Below are 16,404 nucleotides of genomic sequence, written 5' to 3'. Positions count from 1 at the left end.
GACTTTGCATGCTGTCCAATAACCGGAATGACGGGAGGTTCCCGGAAAAGGCAACGTTTCAGGCGGTGAATGACCCGAAAGGCGGGGAGCCGATCGGCCGCCGGGGTGTTGAACCGCACCGGCCAATCGGAATCGCCGCCGGAGACCGCCATGCCCGCCGCCTTGCCCCGCCGCGCGGCGCCCTTTCCGCCGTCTGCGTGGCCGTGCTGTCGGGGCTGTTCGCCTCCGCGCCGTCCAGGCGGAGAGCAAGCATGCCTGAAGCGTGGCCGGACTATCCTTGCACCCCTCCGATAACGGGGTGGTTACCACAGCCCCCATGAGAAGGGCTTAACGCTTTTCCCCTCAGGCGCCGCGTTGGAAGGATTCCCCCATCGCGTTGGACACCCGGCCGGCGAAAATGTCCATGGTGGGCTACATCCGCCGTGGCGGTGCCGAACCTTCGGTGGTCCGGCGCCACCGCGATTCGTCTGCTGACCCCCTTCAGGGCGGCATCAGTCCCGTCGGGGATCCCGCCACAGCAGGAGAGGCACGGCTGCATGCAGCAACGTCAGGCACGCGACGCACGTCTCGATCTCTTCAAGGGCGTGGCCCTTCTGATCATCTTCATCAACCATGTCGGCGGGAACCCGCTGGCAAAGCTGATGCCCGCCCGTTTCGGCCCATCCGATTCCGCCGAGATCTTCGTCTTCATCTCCGGCTACGCCATCGCGCTGGCCTATGGTCCGGTGCTGGCGGAGAGCGGGTTCACCGCCTGCCAGCGCAAGGCGCTCGGCCGTTGCCGGCAACTGTGGACGGCCAACATCATGACCATGCTGGTCAGCGCGCTGGTCGTCGCGCTCGCCGTCCATGTCGGCGATCTGCCGATGGAGGCGTCGAACCGGCTGGAGAGCTTCGAGCCGCTGTTCGAAACCCCGGTGACCGCCATCGCGTGGCATCTGGTGCTGATGTATCTGCCCTTCGCCTTCGACATCCTGGCGCTTTACATCCTGTTGGTGGCGCTGGCGCCGCTGTTCCTGTGGACCTATGCCCGTTTCGGCTATGCGGCTGTGGCGTTGTCGCTGGTGCTCTATCTGGTCGCGCAGGCAATGCCTGGACTGATTCCCCCCAACCTGTGGGACGAGGACTGGAACTTCAGCCCGCTGGCCTGGCAATGCGTGTTCTTTCTCGGCACCAGTCTGGCGCTGGTGGTGCGCAGCGGCCGGGTCCGGCTGCCGCAGTCAGGCTGGCTGCTGGCCGGGTCGCTGGCGCTGCTGGTCGGCATGGCGCTGTGGAAGTTCGCGGCATCGGACATCGGCCATGCGCTGACGCCGGCGGCTCTGCAAGGCTGGCTGCCGGAGCAGAGCATTCCCTGGGCCGACAAGGACACGCTGGGGCCGATGCGGCTTCTGCATTTCCTGGCGCTGGCCTGTGCGGCGGCGCTGCTGGTGCCGCGCGATGCGGGGTGGCTGCGCTCCGCCCCCGCCGGGCTGCTGATCGCCTGCGGCCGGCATTCGCTGCCGGTCTTCTGCGTCGGCGTCGTGCTGTCCATCGCCGGCACCGCCGTGCTGCTGGCCGAGCGGAGCTCCGTAACGGTGCTGACGGTCAATCTGGCGGGGATTGCCGTGCTGCTGGCGATGGCGATGGTTCTGGAGCGGCGGCGGACCCGCCGTCAGATGGCGAAACAGGCGCCATCGCTCGTCTCTTCTCCTACCCCGTCGCAGCCGGGGGCCGCCTTGCCGGAGACCCCCTGAGACATCCCGCGGTGCAGCGAGACTCTGCTTGCCCTTTCCATCATTGCCGCTACAAACGAGCGCGACGGGCGGAACCGTTTTCCAGGGGGGCTGGGCGATGATCAAGGTGGTACGGGCGAAGCTGCATGGCATCCGCGTGACGGACGCCAATCTGAACTATCAGGGCTCCATCACCCTGGACCCGGAACACTGCGAGGCGGTGGGCATCGTCCCGCTGGAGTTCGTCGAAATCTGGAACAAGAATTCCGGCACCCGCATCAGCACCTATGTGATCTATGGCGAGCGCGGGTCGCGCGCCTGTGTGCTGAACGGTTCGGCGGCGCGCAGTTGCCAGCCCGGCGACGAAGTGATCATCGCCGCGTCCTGGTACTGCCAGCCGACCGAGATCGCGGCGCTGAAGCCGCGCGTGCTGACCTTCAACGCCGACAACAGCATCGCCAGGACCCTGCACTACGATGTGACGGCCCTGGAGGAAGGGCGCTACGGCTTTGCCATCCGTGACGGCCTCGTCCCGTCGGAAGCGCTGGAACCGGCCGAATGACGGCTACGGCGGCGCTTCTTGAATCCTGCGCCGGGTAGGCGCATATTTTTGGAATGCAATTCAATCCGGCCATACCGTCCTACCAGACGCTGAAGCCAACGCCGCAGCTGACGCCCGCGGCGCAGATCGCCATGTCCCCGGCGGTCCAGGCGGCGCAACAGGTGGCGGCGCCGGTGCGTACCCAGACGGTGGCCGCGCCCCCGGCCATCGGAAAGTCCGACCAGTCCCGCGATACCCGCACGGCCACCCAGAACAATCAGGCGGTCGACACCACTGCCGGCGCGCTCGCCGCCCGGGTGAATGCGCAGGGATACCGCCAGCGCGGGTCGCTGCTGGACGTGTCGGTCTGAGGGAGCGTTTTGCCGTTATCTTTTCGGCTTAGAGGATGTGATCGGAAATGAAAAAGGGCACTTTTCCGGGAAGGAGAAAGTGCCCTTTTTCATTGGATGGACGAAGCCGTTACTTCAGCTCGTCCATCGTGTTGATGACCTGGCTGACGATGCCGTAGTCCTTCGCCTCTTCGGCGAACATCCAATAATTGCGATCGGTGTCCTTGGCGACCTTTTCGTACGGCTGCCCGGTCTCACGCGCGATGATCTTGTTCAGACGCTCGCGCATGCGGATGATTTCCTTCGCCTCGATGGCGATGTCCGTCGCCCGGCCGCCCGTTCCGCCCAGCGGCTGGTGGATTAGGAAGCGGGTGTTGGGCAGGCAGAAACGGTCTTCCTTCTTCGCCGCCAGATAGATGTGGCAGCCGGCGCTGGCGACCCAGCCCGTGCCCAGCATCTTCACCCGCGGCTTGATGAAGCGGATCATGTCGTGGATGGTGTCGCCCGCCTCGACATGGCCGCCCGGCGAGTTGACCACGACGGTGATGTCGTCGTCATTCTCATGCGCGAGCGCCAGCAGCTGGGCCGACACGACCTGCGCCAGCTTCATGTCGATCTGGCCGAAGATCAGGACCGTACGCGCCTTGTACAGGCTCTGCTGCACGGCGGCGAACTGCGGCTGGGCGCTTTCCTTCGACTTCTCGTCCGGTTCCTTTTCAGGTTCGTCGTCGAACCGGGTGTATCCGACCTGCGCCATTGATGTTCTTCTCCCTGGTATCGGAAGCGGGGTATCGGGACCGGGATACGCCGCCGGAGAAGTCCCCCGGCTGCCGTCCCGCTGCCGCATGCGCCTTGCCTGCTTCACCACATAGCCCGTCCGGCCTTCATGTTCAACGTCCGGCAGGCCAAAATCGAAGGGTGGGGCCGCGGCCGAATGGAACGGCGTGAAACAGTTTTCCGGAGATGTTCCACTGTATCATTCACCGAACACGCGGGCGTCCTTCCGGTTGGGGCGGCACGATGTCCTTTCCTACCATGGGGCGCCCCGGCGGGTAAGGGGCGGTTCCAAAACCGGGCATGAGCGGCGGGCGGCATGGTTGCGCGGCATTGACGCCATTCGCCGCCCGCAGCCAAACTCCGCCGCGCGAATGGATGGGGAGTGCGGCGGAATGCGCGGGAACGAAACGGGCGTATCGGTCATCATCGCCGCCCACCATGCCCACGGCACCATCGTCCGGGCGGTGCAGAGCCTGCTGGACCAGGATTGGACGGCGTGGGAGGCGGTGATCGTCAGCGACGACGGTACCGATTACCGCCCGACGCTGCGGGCCGCCGGGATCGACGATTCGCGGCTGGTCTTCGCAAGCACCGGCCGGATCGGCGCCGGGGCGCCCGCCGCGCGCAATGCCGGGCTGGATGCTGCGCGGCTGGCGCTGGTGGCGCCGCTGGACGCCGACGACCGTTTCCGCCCCGGCCGGCTGTCCGCGCTGGCTCCGCTCGCGCTGGCGCGGGGCGCGGCTTTCGACAATGTCGCGGTGGTGCGTGACGAGGACGATACGCCGCTGCTGCGCCTGTTCGAGGATGGACAGGCCCCGGCCCTGCTGGATGGCGAGGGGTTCATGGCGACCTCCGTCCCGATGTTTCCGCTGGTGCGGCGCGATCTGGTGCCGGGCTGGGACGAGGATGTGAATTTCTGCGACGACGTGGTCTTCAATGTCCGGGTGCTCGACGCCACCGGCCCGGTGCCGCTGGTGGCGACGCCCTTCTACGAATATCGCCAGCGCGCCGGCTCCATCACCTTCTCCGCCGACAGCGGCGAGCGGGCGGAGCGCTGTTACCGCCATGTGCTGGACCGGCTGGCCGGCGACGGGCTGGGCATTCGCGATGCGGAACTGCGCCATCGCTTCACGCAGGCCATCGCCGCCAAGCGCGCCCGCAACGCCGCCTATGAGGACGCCTTCAAGGCCGGCCGCTGCGCCAATTTCCAGGAGTTCCTGGCGCTGAATGACCAAGCCCAGGTGTAGAAAGCGTATCAGAATCAGTGGGCTTCGCGTCATCCCCGCGCAGGCGGGGATCCAGGAGACTCCGCAATCGAGAAGCTGAAATGGCTGGATTCCCGCCTTCGCGGGAACGACGGCAGAGAAAGTGCTGAACCGCGTTACGGACGACCAAGCTCCCGCTGGTTTTGCTTTACCATTTTGTGTCAGTTTTGGTGCGTCGCACATAGCCGGACCGGACACGGGTAAATTCCATGAACGCCCCGACCTGCTGCCTCGCCCGCATCCCCGCCAATGGGAAGTTCTGGTTGAAGAACGCGCGGGTCCATGACGGATTTCGTGACATCCGGATCGAGAATGGCCGGGTCCGTGCCCTGGTGGCGGCCGGCGAGTCGCCCTGCTGCGCGCCGGGACTCGATCTGGAGGGTGGAGAAGTCCGCCGGATGGACGGCGACGGCCCGGTGGCGGCCGGCGATTCCGCCGATCTCTGGGTGACGCTGTGCGGCGGCCGGACGGTGCCGATGCGGGCCGGCCGGCTGGAGAGCGGTGGGCCTCAGGACGTGGCCGCCACAAACGGACCGGCGGACGGTTCTGATCGCTGAACCTTCTCGACTCCGGATGTGAACTGAACGATATAGTTCAGTTTGCCCGGCGCCCCTTTCGGTTGCGCTGCGGTAGAACGAAACCCGTCCGGATTCCGGTTCCATGCGCCACACGCTTCGCATCGCTGCACTCCTCGTCCTGGCGGCTGTCGCCGGCGGGGCCTACTGGTATTTCGTGAAGCAGGGGGGAACCGTCGCCGGGCTGACCACGATGGTGACTGGTGCCGTGTCCGGCGGTGCGCCCGCTCCAGGAGGCGCCTCGGGGGGAGCGAAGCCGCCGGGCGGCGCGCCGCCGATGCCGGTGGAGGCCGTTGCGGTCCGCATCGGGATGGTGGAGCGGACGGTGACCGCCGTCGGGTCGCTGCTGTCCAACGAATCGGTGGTGATCCGGCCGGAGATCGCCGGACGCATCAGCGAGATCGCCTTCAAGGAAGGGCAGCGCGTCGCCAAGGGCACCGTGCTGGTCCGGCTGGACGACGCCATCGCCCGCGCCACGCTGGCCCAGGCGCAGGCGAGCATCGCCTTTTCCCGTGCCGAGCTGTCGCGCGCCGACCAGTTGCTGCGCCAGAACACCGGTCCCATGCGCAATCGTGAACAGGCGGCCGCCAAGCTGCTGGCCGACGAGGCGGCGGTGCAACTGGCCAAGGCGCAGCTCGACAAGCAGGTCATCACCGCGCCCTTCGACGGCGTGCTGGGGCTGCGCAAGGTGTCGGTCGGCGATTTCGTCCAGGCCGGCAAGGACATCGTCAACCTGGAGGACATCGACACGCTGAAGCTGGACTTCCGCGTGCCGGAGATGTTCCTGCCGGCGGTGAAGGTGGGTCAGACGGTGAAGGTGGCGGTGGATGCCTTCGGCGGGCGCAGCTTCGACGGCACCGTCTATGCCATCGACCCGCTGGTGGACGTGAACGGCCGCGCCCTGGCGATCCGCGCCCGCGTGCCGAATCCGGACGGCTCGCTGCGCCCCGGCCTGTTCGCGCGGGTGTCGCTGACGCTGACCACGGTGCCCGACGCGGTGCTGGTGCCGGAACAGGCCATCGTCGCCTTCGGCAAGGACCAGTATGTCTTCAAGGTGGTGGACGGCAAGGTGGCGCAGACCCGCGTCACGCTGGGCGAACGCCGCAATGCGGAGGTGGAGATTTCCAAGGGGCTTGCCCCTGGCGACATGGTGGTCACCGCCGGCCAGCTGAAAATCCGCGACGGCGCGCCGGTGGCGGTGGTTCCGAACAAGCCGGCCGGGAGCTGAATCCATGGTCCTGTCCGACATTTCCGTCCGCCGTCCCGTCCTGGCCACGGTGATGAGCCTCGCCCTGATGCTGATCGGCATCGTGTCGTATCAGCGCCTGTCGGTGCGCGAATATCCCAAGATCGACGAGCCGGTCGTCACGGTGGAGACGACCTACAAGGGCGCCTCGGCCCAGATCATCGAAAGCCAGGTCACCCAGACGCTGGAGGACAGCCTCGCCGGCATCGAGGGCATCGACGTGATGTCCTCGATCAGCCGGGCGGAGAAGTCGCAGATCACCCTGCGCTTCCGGCTGGACCGCAACGTCGATGTCGCCGCCAGCGACGTGCGCGACCGGGTGGGCCGCGTCCGCGCCGCCCTGCCGTCGGAGATCGACGAGCCGGTCATCGCCAAGGTGGAGGCCGACGCACAGCCGATCATCTATCTGGCCTTCTCCTCCGACCGGCATTCGCCGCTGGAGGTGACGGACTTCGCCGACCGCTACGTCAAGGACCGGCTGCAGAACCTGCCCGGCGTGGCGCAGGTCCGCATCTTCGGCGAGCGCCGCTTCGCCATGCGGTTGTGGCTCGACCCGCAGCGGATGGCCGCCTACCGGGTGACGCCGCAGGATGTCGAGAATGCGCTGCGCAAGCAGAACGTCGAGATCCCGGCCGGCCGCGTCGAAAGCGTGGCGCGCGAGTTCACCGTGGTGTCGGAAACCGACCTGCGAACCCCGGCCGAGTTCGAGAACATCATCCTGCGCGACGATTCGGGCTATCTGGTCCGGCTGCGCGAAGTCGGCCGGGCGGAACTTGGTGCACTGGACGAGCGGGTCAGCGCCCGCTTCAACGGCCGCGGCGCCGTCGCCATTGGCGTGGTGAAGCAATCCACCGCCAATCCCCTGGACGTGTCGAAGGCGGTCAACGAGGCGCTGCCTAAGATCCGCGCGGCGGTGCCCGAGGGCATGGGGGTGGATGTCGGTTACGACAGCTCCGTCTTCATCGCCAAGTCGATCGACGCGGTGTTCCACACGATCTTCGAAGCGATCATCCTGGTCGTGCTGGTCATCTTCTTCTTCCTGCGCTCGCTGCGGGCGACGCTGGTGCCGTTGGTGACCATCCCGGTGTCGCTGATCGGCGGCTTCGCCCTGATGTACGCCTTCGGCTTCTCCATCAACACGCTGACCCTGCTGTCGATGGTGCTGGCCATCGGCCTCGTCGTCGACGACGCCATCGTCATGCTGGAGAACATCTTCCGTTACGTGGAAGAGGGGATGAACCCCTTCCAGGCGGCGCTGAAGGGATCGCGCGAGATCGGCTTCGCCGTCATCGCCATGACCATCACGCTGGCGGCGGTGTACGCGCCCATCGGCTTCATGACGGGCCGCACCGGGCGGCTGTTCACCGAATTCGCGCTGACGCTGGCCGGAGCCGTCATCGTGTCGGGCTTCGTGGCGCTGACGCTGTCGCCGATGATGTGCTCCAAGCTGCTGAAGCACGAGACCAAGCACGGCCTGCTGTACCGCGCCATCGAGCGTCTTCTGGAGGGGATGACCAACGGCTACCGCCGGCTGCTGCGCCTGTCCTTGCGGGCGCGGCCGCTGGTGCTGCTGATCGGGCTGGGCGTCGCGGCGGCCAGCTATGTGCTGTTCACCGGGCTGAAGTCGGAGCTGTCGCCGGTTGAGGACCGCGGCACCATCGTCGGCATCGCCATCGCGCCGGAAGGCTCGACGCTCGACTACACCATGGGCTACGCCCAGCGCATGGAGGCGCTGTTCCGCCAGATCCCGGTGCTGGAGAAGTTCTTCGTCGTCGTCGGCTTCCCCGTGGTGAACCAGGGCATCGCCTTCGTCCGCCTGATCGACTGGGACGAGCGCGACGTGAAGCAGCAGGCGATCACCGCCCAGCTGTTCCCCAAGATGTTCGGCATTCCCGGCATTTTGGGCTTCGTCACCAACCCGCCCTCGCTGGGGCAGAGCCCGATCGACAAGCCGGTCAACTTCGTCATCCAGACCTCGCTGCCGTTCGAGGAACTGCAGACGATGGTCAACGCCATGATGGCGGAGGCGCGCAACTTCCCCGGCCTGACCAACCTCGACACCGACCTGAAGCTGAACAAGCCGGAATTGCGGGTGTCGCTGGACCGCGACAAGTCGGCCGATCTGGGGGTGGATGTCGACACCGTCGGCCGCACGCTGGAAACGCTGCTGGGCGGCCGGCAGGTGACGCGATTCAAGAAGGACGGCAAGCAGTATGACGTGATCGTCCAGGTCGCCAATGTCGACCGCCGCAACCCGGACGACATCGCCGGCATCTATGTCCGCGGCGGCACCAGCGCGACGGGCGGGCCGGGGCAGATGATCTCGCTCGCCAATCTGGTGAAGGTCGAGGAGCGGGTGGCGCCGAAGGAGTTGAACCACTTCAACAAGCTGCGCTCCGCCACCATCACTGCGACGCTGGCGCCGGGGACCTCGCTGGGCGAGGCGCTGGCGGTGATGCAGGCGGCGGCGAACAAGGTGCTGCCGGCCACCGCGCAGACCGACTATGCCGGCCAGAGCCGCGAATTCCGCGAATCGGCGACCGGGCTGTATTTCGTGTTCGTGTTGGCGCTGGCCTTCATCTATCTGGTGCTGGCGGCGCAGTTCGAAAGCTTCATCGACCCCTTCGTCATCATGCTGACGGTGCCGCTGTCGATGACCGGCGCGCTGGCCGCCCTGCAGTTCAGCGGCGGGACGATGAACGTCTACAGCCAGATCGGCCTCGTCACCCTGGTCGGCCTCATCACCAAGCACGGCATCCTGATCGTGGAGTTCGCCAACCAGCTCCAGCGTGCCGGGACCGACATCCGCAAGGCGGTGGAGGAGGCGGCCGTGCTGCGCCTGCGCCCGATCCTGATGACCACCGGCGCCATGGTGCTGGGTGCCGTGCCGCTGGCCTATGCCAAGGGGGCCGGTGCGGAAAGCCGGCAGGCCATCGGCGCCGTCATCGTCGGCGGCATGACGCTGGGCACGCTGCTGACCCTGTTCGTCGTGCCGACGGTCTACAGCTATCTCGCCCGCAAGAAGCCGATGCAGGATGAGGCTGCGGAGCAGGGTGCGGATGGAGGCTCAGCCCACGGCGTGCCCCATCCGGCGGAGTGAGGAGGGGACCGGCGCCATGGCCAACGTGCTGATCATCGATGACGACGACGTCGCCCGCGCGGTGCTGCTGCGCACGCTGACGATGGCCGGCCATGAGGCGGTCGGTGCCCGCGACGGGGTGGAGGGGATGTTGCGGTTCCGCGACCGCCCGGCCGGCGACCCCGTCGATCTGGTCATCACCGACATCTTCATGCCGAACCAGGAAGGGCTGGCGACGATCATGGAGCTGCGGCGCGGCGCGCCGTCGCTGAAGATCATCGCGATTTCCGGCGGCGGCGCCCGCGCCTCGCTGGATGTGCTGCCAGTGGCGGAGGCGCTGGGCGCGCACCGCACCCTGCGCAAGCCCTTCACCCCGGCGGAGGTGATGGAAGTCGTGCGCGAGGTTCTGGAGGGGTGACCCTCTCTCCCCGAATTGCGAAGCGCCGCCCTCCGGTGGAAGGCGGCGCTTCGTTTTGTGGTGTTCCAGCCGATTGGCCTGACCGGGCCTTATTCAATGCCAGGGTCAGGTTGCCCGCAGGTCAGGCGGCGAGCCGTTCTTCCTGTACTCGGCGGCTCCGGCGAAGGCGTTCGAAAAGCTGCTGGACGCTGTCGGGGCTGATCCCATCGCGCGTCATCACGGCGATCACGATCGGATCTTCGAGCAGTTCGGAAAGGGTCGGCGTCGTGCTGCGGTCCATGCGTCCCTCCCTTGGAGTCCGGCTTCCGGGGGCCGTTGCCGTCCCGGAAGGGGGATCGGCGGACGGTCGAAGCCGGCAATGGCGATTGGCCTAATCCCTGCTGCGCTCTCGTCTCGGCTTTCGGTATCCGGATCGGCGCCGGGGATATACCCCGTCCGGTCCGGATTGTGGGTCTAAAATACAATATGGCGACCATAACTCAGACCAGGTGGTATTGTCACCCGTCCTTTTGTCAACAGGCGCTATATCTTTGTTCAATGCAGTAATGATCAGCCGCGCGGCGGCCACGGACGTGGTCAGGCCAATCCGGGCCGGCCGCGCGTCAGGCTGGCGCCGGCCGAAGAATCGTCCGAGTCGGCCGCGGGAATGGTGACGTCGACCTGGACGCGGCGCACTTTGGCATGGGACAGGCAGAGATCGGCGGCACGGTCTGCCAAGTATTCGGCGCCCGATACGTTGGATTCGGCACAAAGACGACGCAAGTCTTCGACGATGTCCTCGTAAGACATCACCGCGGCGATGTCGTCGGGAAAGCCGGGACCGGGATGGGTGACGGTCAGCGTCAGGTCGAAGCGGACGTCCGGCCGGTCGGTGCGGCCGGCAAGATCCACCGCGGCGGCGAACCCGCGCACCAGAATGGTGTAGGTGAGCGGCGCGCCGCCCGGCTGGACCAGCATGGTCCGTTTCACGCTATCGTCCGACAACACACTCTCCCGGCCGGCGGACGGGCGCCGGCGTTGCGTTCAGGCCGGCACTATAAGCGGTGCGGCGGCCGCATGCCACCGCACTCGGGAGCCACCCGTCAAAGCCTGTCGGCGATGCGGACGACGGTCTCGCGGCCGGGAACCTCGTCGCGCAGGGCGTCGATCCGCCGGTTCAGCACCGGGTGGATGATGTCGGCCGCGATGTCGGCCAGCGGGCAGAGGACGAAGGCGCGCTCCGCCATGCGGGGGTGGGGGATTTCCAGATCAGGCTCCGCCACCACGCGGTCGGCATAGAGCAGGATGTCGACGTCGATGGGGCGCGGACCGAAGCGCAGGCCGCCGAGATCGCGTCCCAGCGTCGCCTCGATCTCCTTCAGGAAGCGCAGCAGACCCAATGGGCCGAGGCGGGTGGTGCCGCGCACCGCCATGTTCAGGAAGGCCGGCTGGTCGGTCACGTACATCGGCGCCGTCTCGTACAGGGCGGACTGCGCGTCGATCTCCACCGCCTCGCCCAGCCGCCGGATCGCCTCGGCAAGATTGGCGGCGCGGTCGCCCATGTTGCCGCCGAGCGCGAGATACACCGTCACGGCGGAGGTCGATGAGGGCGAAAGGGGTGGCGTAAGCTCGGCCATGGCGTCGGCGGTTCCGATATGCTGGTATGGGCAGTGGAGGGAACTCCTAGCAAATCCAGGCCCGTCCGTCACTTCCGGGCCGCAGCGACCCTTCGGGGAACGGACGGGCGGCGGCGGGGTTTCAGCACTGTATCAACCGGTTGAGAAGAACCCGGCGATGACACGATATTCTGGTGGAGGACGAGACATGGGTAAGGCAAGGACCGCGGGCGCTGCGATGATCCTTCTCGGCGGCACGGCCGTCCTCCTTGCCGGCTGTGCCACCGGCCCCGATCCGGAGATTGCGCGCCGCGCCCAGACCGCCATGGTCGGCATGCCCAAGGCCGACCTGCTGGCCTGCGCCGGCGTGCCGGACCGTCAGGCGACGGCGGCGGGGCGCGAATACTATACCTATGTCGCCCGTCCGGCGGTGGCCTACAGCCCCGGCAGCAGCATCGGCATCGGTGCCGGCAGCTTCGGCGGCAGCGGCGGGGTGGGGCTCGGGCTCGGCTTCGGGGTGCCGGTCGGCGGCAGCACCTCGACCGGTTGCGAGGCGACGGTGGTGATCGGCACGCGCGGCACGGTGGAGCAGGTCAGCTACCCGGCCGGCGCCTCGCTGTCCGCCTGCACGCCGATCGTCAGCAACTGCATGGCGCCGCGCGGGTGAGGGCCCGCAGTAAGACTTTGAGATGAGGCGGCCGGGGCTGTCGCAGCGCCCGGTAATGCCATATCCTCGACCGTAACCCCGGCCGCAAGCCGGGGCGGGAGACGCCCGCAAAGGGCCGCATCTGGGTTGCCAACAGGGTTGCCAACAGGGTTGGAGGAACCACGAACCATGGATATGAGCGGAAGCCACCGGATCGAGGCCAGCCGCGACGCGGTGTGGGCGGCGCTGAACGATCCGGAGATCCTGCGGCAGTGCATCCCCGGCTGCGAGGAGGTCGTCCGGCAGTCCGACACCGAGATGACGGCCAAGGTCGTCGCCAAGGTCGGCCCGGTCAGCGCGAAATTCGCCGGCAAGGTCACCCTGTCCGACCTGGACCCGCCCAACGGCTACACCATCACCGGCGAAGGGTCTGGCGGTGCCGCCGGCTTCGGCAAGGGCGGCGCCACCGTGACGCTGGCCGACGATGGCGGCGCCACGCTGCTGACCTACACCGCCAAGGCCCAGGTCGGCGGCAAGCTGGCGCAGATCGGCTCCCGGCTGGTCGACGCCACCGCCCGCAAGATGGCGGAGGAGTTCTTCGCCCGCTTCACCCGGATCGTCGGCCCGGCACCTGTGGAGGCGGCCCTTGCGGCGGAACCGGCGGCGGAACCGGTGGCGGGCGAGGCGGCCGGTGCCGCCCCCGCGCCCCAGCCTGCCGTCCGGCCCGCGGTCTATTCCGAGCCTGCGACGAAGCCCGCCACCCGCGTGGCGGAACCGCCGCCGGAGATCCCGCTGCCGCTGCCGGTCGGACGCGGCAAGGGGGGCGGAGCCGGCAATTTCTACGTGCCGTGGGCGGCAATTCTTGTGGTTGTGGTTCTGTTCGCAGCGCTTGCCTGGATGAATTAGCGCGGCAAATTGTTCATTGGTCGTACGGCGGCATCAAAGGGGGTTCGAGCCCCTTGCGGAATGTGTATGCTGCCGCGCGATTCCGGCCGGCGCCGTCGGCCGGTGGATCCATCGGAAGGGAAGCCGAAGAATGAAGAAGCTGTTGATGGGCGTTGCCGCCATCGCCGCGGTCGTGATGGGTGCCGGTGCCGCCCAGGCGGCCGATGCCGCGGCCGGCAAGGAAGTCTTCAAGGTCTGCATGGCCTGCCACACCGCAGAGCAGGGCAAGAACAAGGTCGGCCCGTCGCTGTTCGGCGTCGTCGGCCGTCCGGCCGGCTCGGTCGAAGGCTTCAAGTACTCGGCCCCGATGAAGGAAAAGGGCGCCGGCGGCCTGGTCTGGACCGCCGAGAACCTGGACGCCTACATCAAGGCGCCGAAGGAAATTGTCCCGGGCGGCACGATGGCCTTCGCCGGCCTGAAGGACGACGCCAAGCGCGCCGACCTGATCGCCTTCCTGTCCGAGCAGAAGTAAGACCGCATCCCCCCGCCCGGCGGTAGGGGGACAGCGGCCAAGATCACGGACGGCGAAAGGGCCGGTGGCGATGCCGCCGGCCCTTTGTTTATGTGACCGGTCCTTCGGTCCCGAGTCTCAGCCGGCGGCCTCCAGGCTCTTGCTCGCGACCTCGTAGACGTCCGGGGACAGGCCCGGCGTCGCGACGATCCGCTGCAACTCCGCTTTCATCAGCCCCTGACGGGCCGCGTCATAGCGCCGCAGGCGGGAGAAGGGCCCCATCAGACGGGCCGCAACCTGCGGGTTCATCGGGTCCAGACGCAGGACCTGATCGGCCAGGAAGCGATAGCCGGCGCCAGTCGCGTCATGGAAGCGGACCGGGTTGCCGTTGGCGAAGCCGCCGATCAGCGCATAGACCTTGTTCGGGTTCCGGATCTCGAAAGCCGGATGGCCGAGCAGGGCGGTGACGCGATCCAGCGTGTCGGCGCGGTGCGACATCGCCTGCACGCTGAACCACTTGTCGACCACCAGCGCCTCGCCCTTCCAGCGCTCGTAGAAGTCGGCCAGCGCCTTCTCTCCTTCCGGCGAGGCGGCGTTGGACAGGAACTGCAGCGCCGCAATCTCGTCGGTCATGCCCTGGGCGCCGCGGTACTGCGTCAGGCACAGATCCAGCGCCTCCGCGTCCTCCAACGCCATCAGATAGGCAAGGCACAGGTTCTTCAGCGCCCGCTTGCCGATGGCCTCGGCATCGACGGAGAAGGGTTCCTGGCTGCTGTTGCGGCGGTAGAGGTCGAGGAACTCGGGCCGCAGGCGCCCGGCCAGCGTCTTGCGGGCGTATTCCCGCACCGCATGGATGGCGTCGGGATCGACCACCGCCATCTGGGTGCCGAGATAGGCCTCCGTCGGCAGCACCAGCGCCTGGGCGGCGAAGGCGGGGTCGCGCTGCGCGTCGTCCAGGATCCTGGCGAAGGCGTCGGCATAGCCCTCCGGCAGCACGAGATCACGCCCGGCCTGCTGGTCGGCGACGAGGTTCAGCAGGATACGGGTGCCGAGAATCTGCCCGGCCTCCCACCGGTTGAAGGCGTCGCTGTCATGCGCCATCAGGAAGGTGAGGTCGGCGTCGGTCAGGTCGGTCTTCAGCTTCACCGGGGCCGAGAAGCCGCGCAGCAGCGACGGCACCGGCCGGGCGGGGATGTCGCGGAAGGTGAAGCTCTGGCTTTCCGCCGTGACGTGCAGGATCCGGCTGGTGCCGGCGGCGCTTTCCTCGCCCTCCAGACGCAGCGGCAGATCCTGGCCGTCGGGGCCGAGCAGTCCGACCACCAGCGGGATGTGCATCGGCTGCTTGGTCGGCTGGCCCGGCGTCGGCGGCACCGTCTGCTTCACCGTCAGGGTATAGGTCTTCGCCGCCGAATCGTGGCTGCCGGCGATGTCCAGCTCCGGCGTGCCGGACTGGCGGTACCAAAGCTGGAACTGGGTCAGGTCGACGCCGCTGGCATCGGCCATGGCGGCGACGAAATCGTCGCAGGTCACGGCCTGCCCGTCATGACGCTGGAAATAGAGGTCGGTTCCCTTGCGGTATTTTTCCGGCCCCAGCAGGGTGTGGATCATGCGGATGACTTCCGCACCCTTGTTGTAGACGGTGGGGGTGTAGAAGTTGTTGATCTCGACATAGCTGTCCGGGCGCACCGGATGGGCCATGGCGCCGGCATCCTCCTGGAACTGCACGGTTCGCAGCCCCTGGACGTCGGCGATGCGCTTCACCGCGCGGGAATGCATGTCGGACGAGAATTCCTGGTCGCGGAAGACGGTCAGCCCTTCCTTCAGCGACAGCTGGAACCAGTCGCGGCAGGTGACGCGGTTGCCGGTCCAGTTGTGGAAATACTCGTGCGCGACCACCGCCTCGATGTTGAGGAAATCGGTGTCGGTCGCGGTCTCCGGCTTGGCCAGGATGTATTTGGTGTTGAAGACGTTGAGCGACTTGTTTTCCATCGCCCCCATGTTGAAGTCGCCGACCGCGACGATGTTGAAGATGTCGAGGTCGTATTCCAGACCATAGACCTCCTCATCCCAGCGCATCGACTTGATGAGCGAGCGCATGGCGTGGTCGATCTTGTCCTCGTTCCCCGGCTCCACATAGATGCGCAGGGTGACGTCGCGGCCGGACGCGGTGCGGAAATGGTCCTCGCCATGGACGAGCTTGCCGGCGACCAGCGCGAACAGGTAGCAGGGCTTGGGGAAGGGATCCTCCCAGCGCGCCCAATGGCGCCCGCCCTCCAGATCGCCCGAATCGGCGAGATTGCCGTTGGACAGCAGCACCGGATAGCGCGCCTTGTCCGCGGTGATGGTGGTGCTGTAGCGCGCCATCACGTCCGGCCTGTCGGCGAAATAGGTGATCTTGCGGAAGCCCTCCGCCTCGCATTGCGTGCAGAAGTTGCCGGAGGACTTGTAGAGCCCTTCCAGCGCCGTGTTCTCCTGCGGCTTGATGCGGACGATGGTTTCCAGGGTGAAGCCGTCCGGCACCTCCAGCACGATCAGGTGATCGGGGGTGACGGTGAATTCATCCGGCCCCAGAGTCCGGCCGTCCAGCGCCACCGACACCAGATCCAGCCTCTGCCCGTCGAGCGACAGCGGCTCCGTCGCGGCATCGGGGCGGGCCGGGTTGCGGCGGATCGCCAGCACCGCGCGGACGGTGGTGACATCCTCGCCCAGATCGACGAACAGGTCGACCGTGTCGATCAGATGCGCCGGCGGGCGATAGTCCTGAAGCCGGATGGCCTTCGGCGTGCCTTTGTCCATGTGCCTTGTCT

At 67.2% G+C, this 16,404-nt stretch carries 16 protein-coding genes; 11 read left to right on the top strand and 5 right to left on the bottom strand.

What is annotated here, in order from left to right; genetic code table 11:
* Positions 1–536: 536 nt before the first annotated feature.
* The 3 genes from FZ029_RS23970 to FZ029_RS23960 all read left to right on the top strand — a co-directional run bounded on the left by FZ029_RS23970 (position 537) and on the right by FZ029_RS23960 (position 2,621).
* The gene (locus FZ029_RS23970; protein WP_149272245.1) at positions 537–1,730 is read left to right on the top strand and encodes an OpgC domain-containing protein; all 1,194 of its coding nucleotides are present in this window, start codon (positions 537–539) and stop codon (positions 1,728–1,730) included.
* 97 nt (positions 1,731–1,827) lie between these two features.
* A complete protein-coding gene (gene panD, locus FZ029_RS23965) occupies positions 1,828–2,271 on the top strand; it encodes an aspartate 1-decarboxylase (RefSeq protein WP_149200044.1) in 444 nt (147 codons plus the stop codon).
* Positions 2,272–2,324: 53 nt separating this feature from the next.
* Positions 2,325–2,621 (top strand): hypothetical protein, encoded by a 297-nt coding sequence (locus tag FZ029_RS23960; protein WP_149272244.1) that lies wholly within the window; start codon positions 2,325–2,327, stop codon positions 2,619–2,621.
* A 109-nt stretch (positions 2,622–2,730) separates the two neighbouring features.
* On the opposite strand, the gene FZ029_RS23955 is transcribed toward FZ029_RS23960, so the two are convergent.
* On the bottom strand, positions 2,731–3,357 hold the full coding sequence (locus FZ029_RS23955; protein WP_149272243.1) for an ATP-dependent Clp protease proteolytic subunit: 627 nt from the start codon (positions 3,355–3,357) through the stop codon (positions 2,731–2,733).
* Between the two features lie 412 nt (positions 3,358–3,769).
* Between FZ029_RS23955 and FZ029_RS23950 the strand changes: the two genes are divergently transcribed.
* The 5 genes from FZ029_RS23950 (at position 3,770) to FZ029_RS23930 (ending at position 9,960) form a co-directional block, all read left to right on the top strand.
* Positions 3,770–4,624, top strand: coding sequence for a glycosyltransferase (locus FZ029_RS23950; RefSeq protein ID WP_247892467.1), 855 nt, complete (start codon positions 3,770–3,772; stop codon positions 4,622–4,624).
* A 227-nt stretch (positions 4,625–4,851) separates the two neighbouring features.
* Entirely contained in the window at positions 4,852–5,199 is a 348-nt protein-coding gene (locus tag FZ029_RS23945; RefSeq protein ID WP_149200039.1) for a hypothetical protein, read from the top strand.
* Between the two features lie 103 nt (positions 5,200–5,302).
* Positions 5,303–6,445: an efflux RND transporter periplasmic adaptor subunit gene (locus FZ029_RS23940; RefSeq protein WP_149272242.1), complete on the top strand. Its 1,143-nt coding sequence runs from the start codon at positions 5,303–5,305 to the stop codon at positions 6,443–6,445.
* A 4-nt stretch (positions 6,446–6,449) separates the two neighbouring features.
* Positions 6,450–9,563 (top strand): efflux RND transporter permease subunit, encoded by a 3,114-nt coding sequence (locus tag FZ029_RS23935; RefSeq protein ID WP_149272241.1) that lies wholly within the window; start codon positions 6,450–6,452, stop codon positions 9,561–9,563.
* A gap of 16 nt (positions 9,564–9,579) precedes the next feature.
* The gene (locus FZ029_RS23930) at positions 9,580–9,960 is read left to right on the top strand and encodes a response regulator (RefSeq protein WP_149272240.1); all 381 of its coding nucleotides are present in this window, start codon (positions 9,580–9,582) and stop codon (positions 9,958–9,960) included.
* Positions 9,961–10,081: 121 nt separating this feature from the next.
* Here the strand turns inward: FZ029_RS23930 and FZ029_RS33120 are convergent, their stop codons facing one another.
* The 3 genes from FZ029_RS33120 to folK all read right to left on the bottom strand — a co-directional run bounded on the left by FZ029_RS33120 (position 10,082) and on the right by folK (position 11,576).
* Positions 10,082–10,240, bottom strand: a complete 159-nt coding sequence (locus FZ029_RS33120; protein ID WP_188052035.1) for a hypothetical protein — start codon at positions 10,238–10,240, stop codon at positions 10,082–10,084.
* A gap of 296 nt (positions 10,241–10,536) precedes the next feature.
* A complete protein-coding gene (locus FZ029_RS23925) occupies positions 10,537–10,944 on the bottom strand; it encodes a dihydroneopterin aldolase (protein WP_247892466.1) in 408 nt (135 codons plus the stop codon).
* Between the two features lie 98 nt (positions 10,945–11,042).
* Complete coding sequence (gene folK / locus FZ029_RS23920) at positions 11,043–11,576, bottom strand: 2-amino-4-hydroxy-6-hydroxymethyldihydropteridine diphosphokinase (RefSeq protein ID WP_149272239.1); 534 nt, start codon at positions 11,574–11,576, stop codon at positions 11,043–11,045.
* A 187-nt stretch (positions 11,577–11,763) separates the two neighbouring features.
* On the opposite strand from folK, the gene FZ029_RS23915 reads away from it, so the two are divergent.
* The 3 genes from FZ029_RS23915 to FZ029_RS23905 all read left to right on the top strand — a co-directional run bounded on the left by FZ029_RS23915 (position 11,764) and on the right by FZ029_RS23905 (position 13,618).
* Positions 11,764–12,222 (top strand): hypothetical protein, encoded by a 459-nt coding sequence (locus FZ029_RS23915; RefSeq protein WP_149272238.1) that lies wholly within the window; start codon positions 11,764–11,766, stop codon positions 12,220–12,222.
* 168 nt (positions 12,223–12,390) lie between these two features.
* Positions 12,391–13,107 (top strand): carbon monoxide dehydrogenase subunit G, encoded by a 717-nt coding sequence (locus tag FZ029_RS23910; protein WP_149272237.1) that lies wholly within the window; start codon positions 12,391–12,393, stop codon positions 13,105–13,107.
* A gap of 130 nt (positions 13,108–13,237) precedes the next feature.
* Positions 13,238–13,618 carry a cytochrome c family protein gene (locus FZ029_RS23905; RefSeq protein WP_149200032.1) on the top strand — a complete coding sequence of 127 codons (381 nt, stop codon included), beginning with the start codon at positions 13,238–13,240 and terminating at the stop codon, positions 13,616–13,618.
* A 117-nt stretch (positions 13,619–13,735) separates the two neighbouring features.
* On the opposite strand, the gene pepN is transcribed toward FZ029_RS23905, so the two are convergent.
* A complete protein-coding gene (pepN, locus tag FZ029_RS23900) occupies positions 13,736–16,393 on the bottom strand; it encodes an aminopeptidase N (RefSeq protein ID WP_149272236.1) in 2,658 nt (885 codons plus the stop codon).
* Positions 16,394–16,404: the final 11 nt, after the last annotated feature.

Origin of the sequence: Azospirillum sp. Sh1 (genome assembly GCF_008365135.1) — a bacterium.
Lineage (GTDB): Bacteria > Pseudomonadota > Alphaproteobacteria > Azospirillales > Azospirillaceae > Azospirillum > Azospirillum oryzae.
The sequence above is the reverse complement of the archived record's forward strand: the minus strand, read 5'-3'. Positions and strand labels throughout refer to the sequence as shown.

Coding starts and splice junctions, on each gene's coding strand:
- FZ029_RS23970 (WP_149272245.1), top strand. CDS start 537: ATGCAGCAACGTCAGGCACGCGACGCACGTCTCGATCTCTTCAAGGGC.
- panD (WP_149200044.1), top strand. CDS start 1,828: ATGATCAAGGTGGTACGGGCGAAGCTGCATGGCATCCGCGTGACGGAC.
- FZ029_RS23960 (WP_149272244.1), top strand. CDS start 2,325: ATGCAATTCAATCCGGCCATACCGTCCTACCAGACGCTGAAGCCAACG.
- FZ029_RS23955 (WP_149272243.1), bottom strand. CDS start 3,357: ATGGCGCAGGTCGGATACACCCGGTTCGACGACGAACCTGAAAAGGAA.
- FZ029_RS23950 (WP_247892467.1), top strand. CDS start 3,770: ATGCGCGGGAACGAAACGGGCGTATCGGTCATCATCGCCGCCCACCAT.
- FZ029_RS23945 (WP_149200039.1), top strand. CDS start 4,852: ATGAACGCCCCGACCTGCTGCCTCGCCCGCATCCCCGCCAATGGGAAG.
- FZ029_RS23940 (WP_149272242.1), top strand. CDS start 5,303: ATGCGCCACACGCTTCGCATCGCTGCACTCCTCGTCCTGGCGGCTGTC.
- FZ029_RS23935 (WP_149272241.1), top strand. CDS start 6,450: ATGGTCCTGTCCGACATTTCCGTCCGCCGTCCCGTCCTGGCCACGGTG.
- FZ029_RS23930 (WP_149272240.1), top strand. CDS start 9,580: ATGGCCAACGTGCTGATCATCGATGACGACGACGTCGCCCGCGCGGTG.
- FZ029_RS33120 (WP_188052035.1), bottom strand. CDS start 10,240: ATGGACCGCAGCACGACGCCGACCCTTTCCGAACTGCTCGAAGATCCG.
- folK (WP_149272239.1), bottom strand. CDS start 11,576: ATGGCCGAGCTTACGCCACCCCTTTCGCCCTCATCGACCTCCGCCGTG.
- FZ029_RS23915 (WP_149272238.1), top strand. CDS start 11,764: ATGGGTAAGGCAAGGACCGCGGGCGCTGCGATGATCCTTCTCGGCGGC.
- FZ029_RS23910 (WP_149272237.1), top strand. CDS start 12,391: ATGGATATGAGCGGAAGCCACCGGATCGAGGCCAGCCGCGACGCGGTG.
- FZ029_RS23905 (WP_149200032.1), top strand. CDS start 13,238: ATGAAGAAGCTGTTGATGGGCGTTGCCGCCATCGCCGCGGTCGTGATG.
- pepN (WP_149272236.1), bottom strand. CDS start 16,393: ATGGACAAAGGCACGCCGAAGGCCATCCGGCTTCAGGACTATCGCCCG.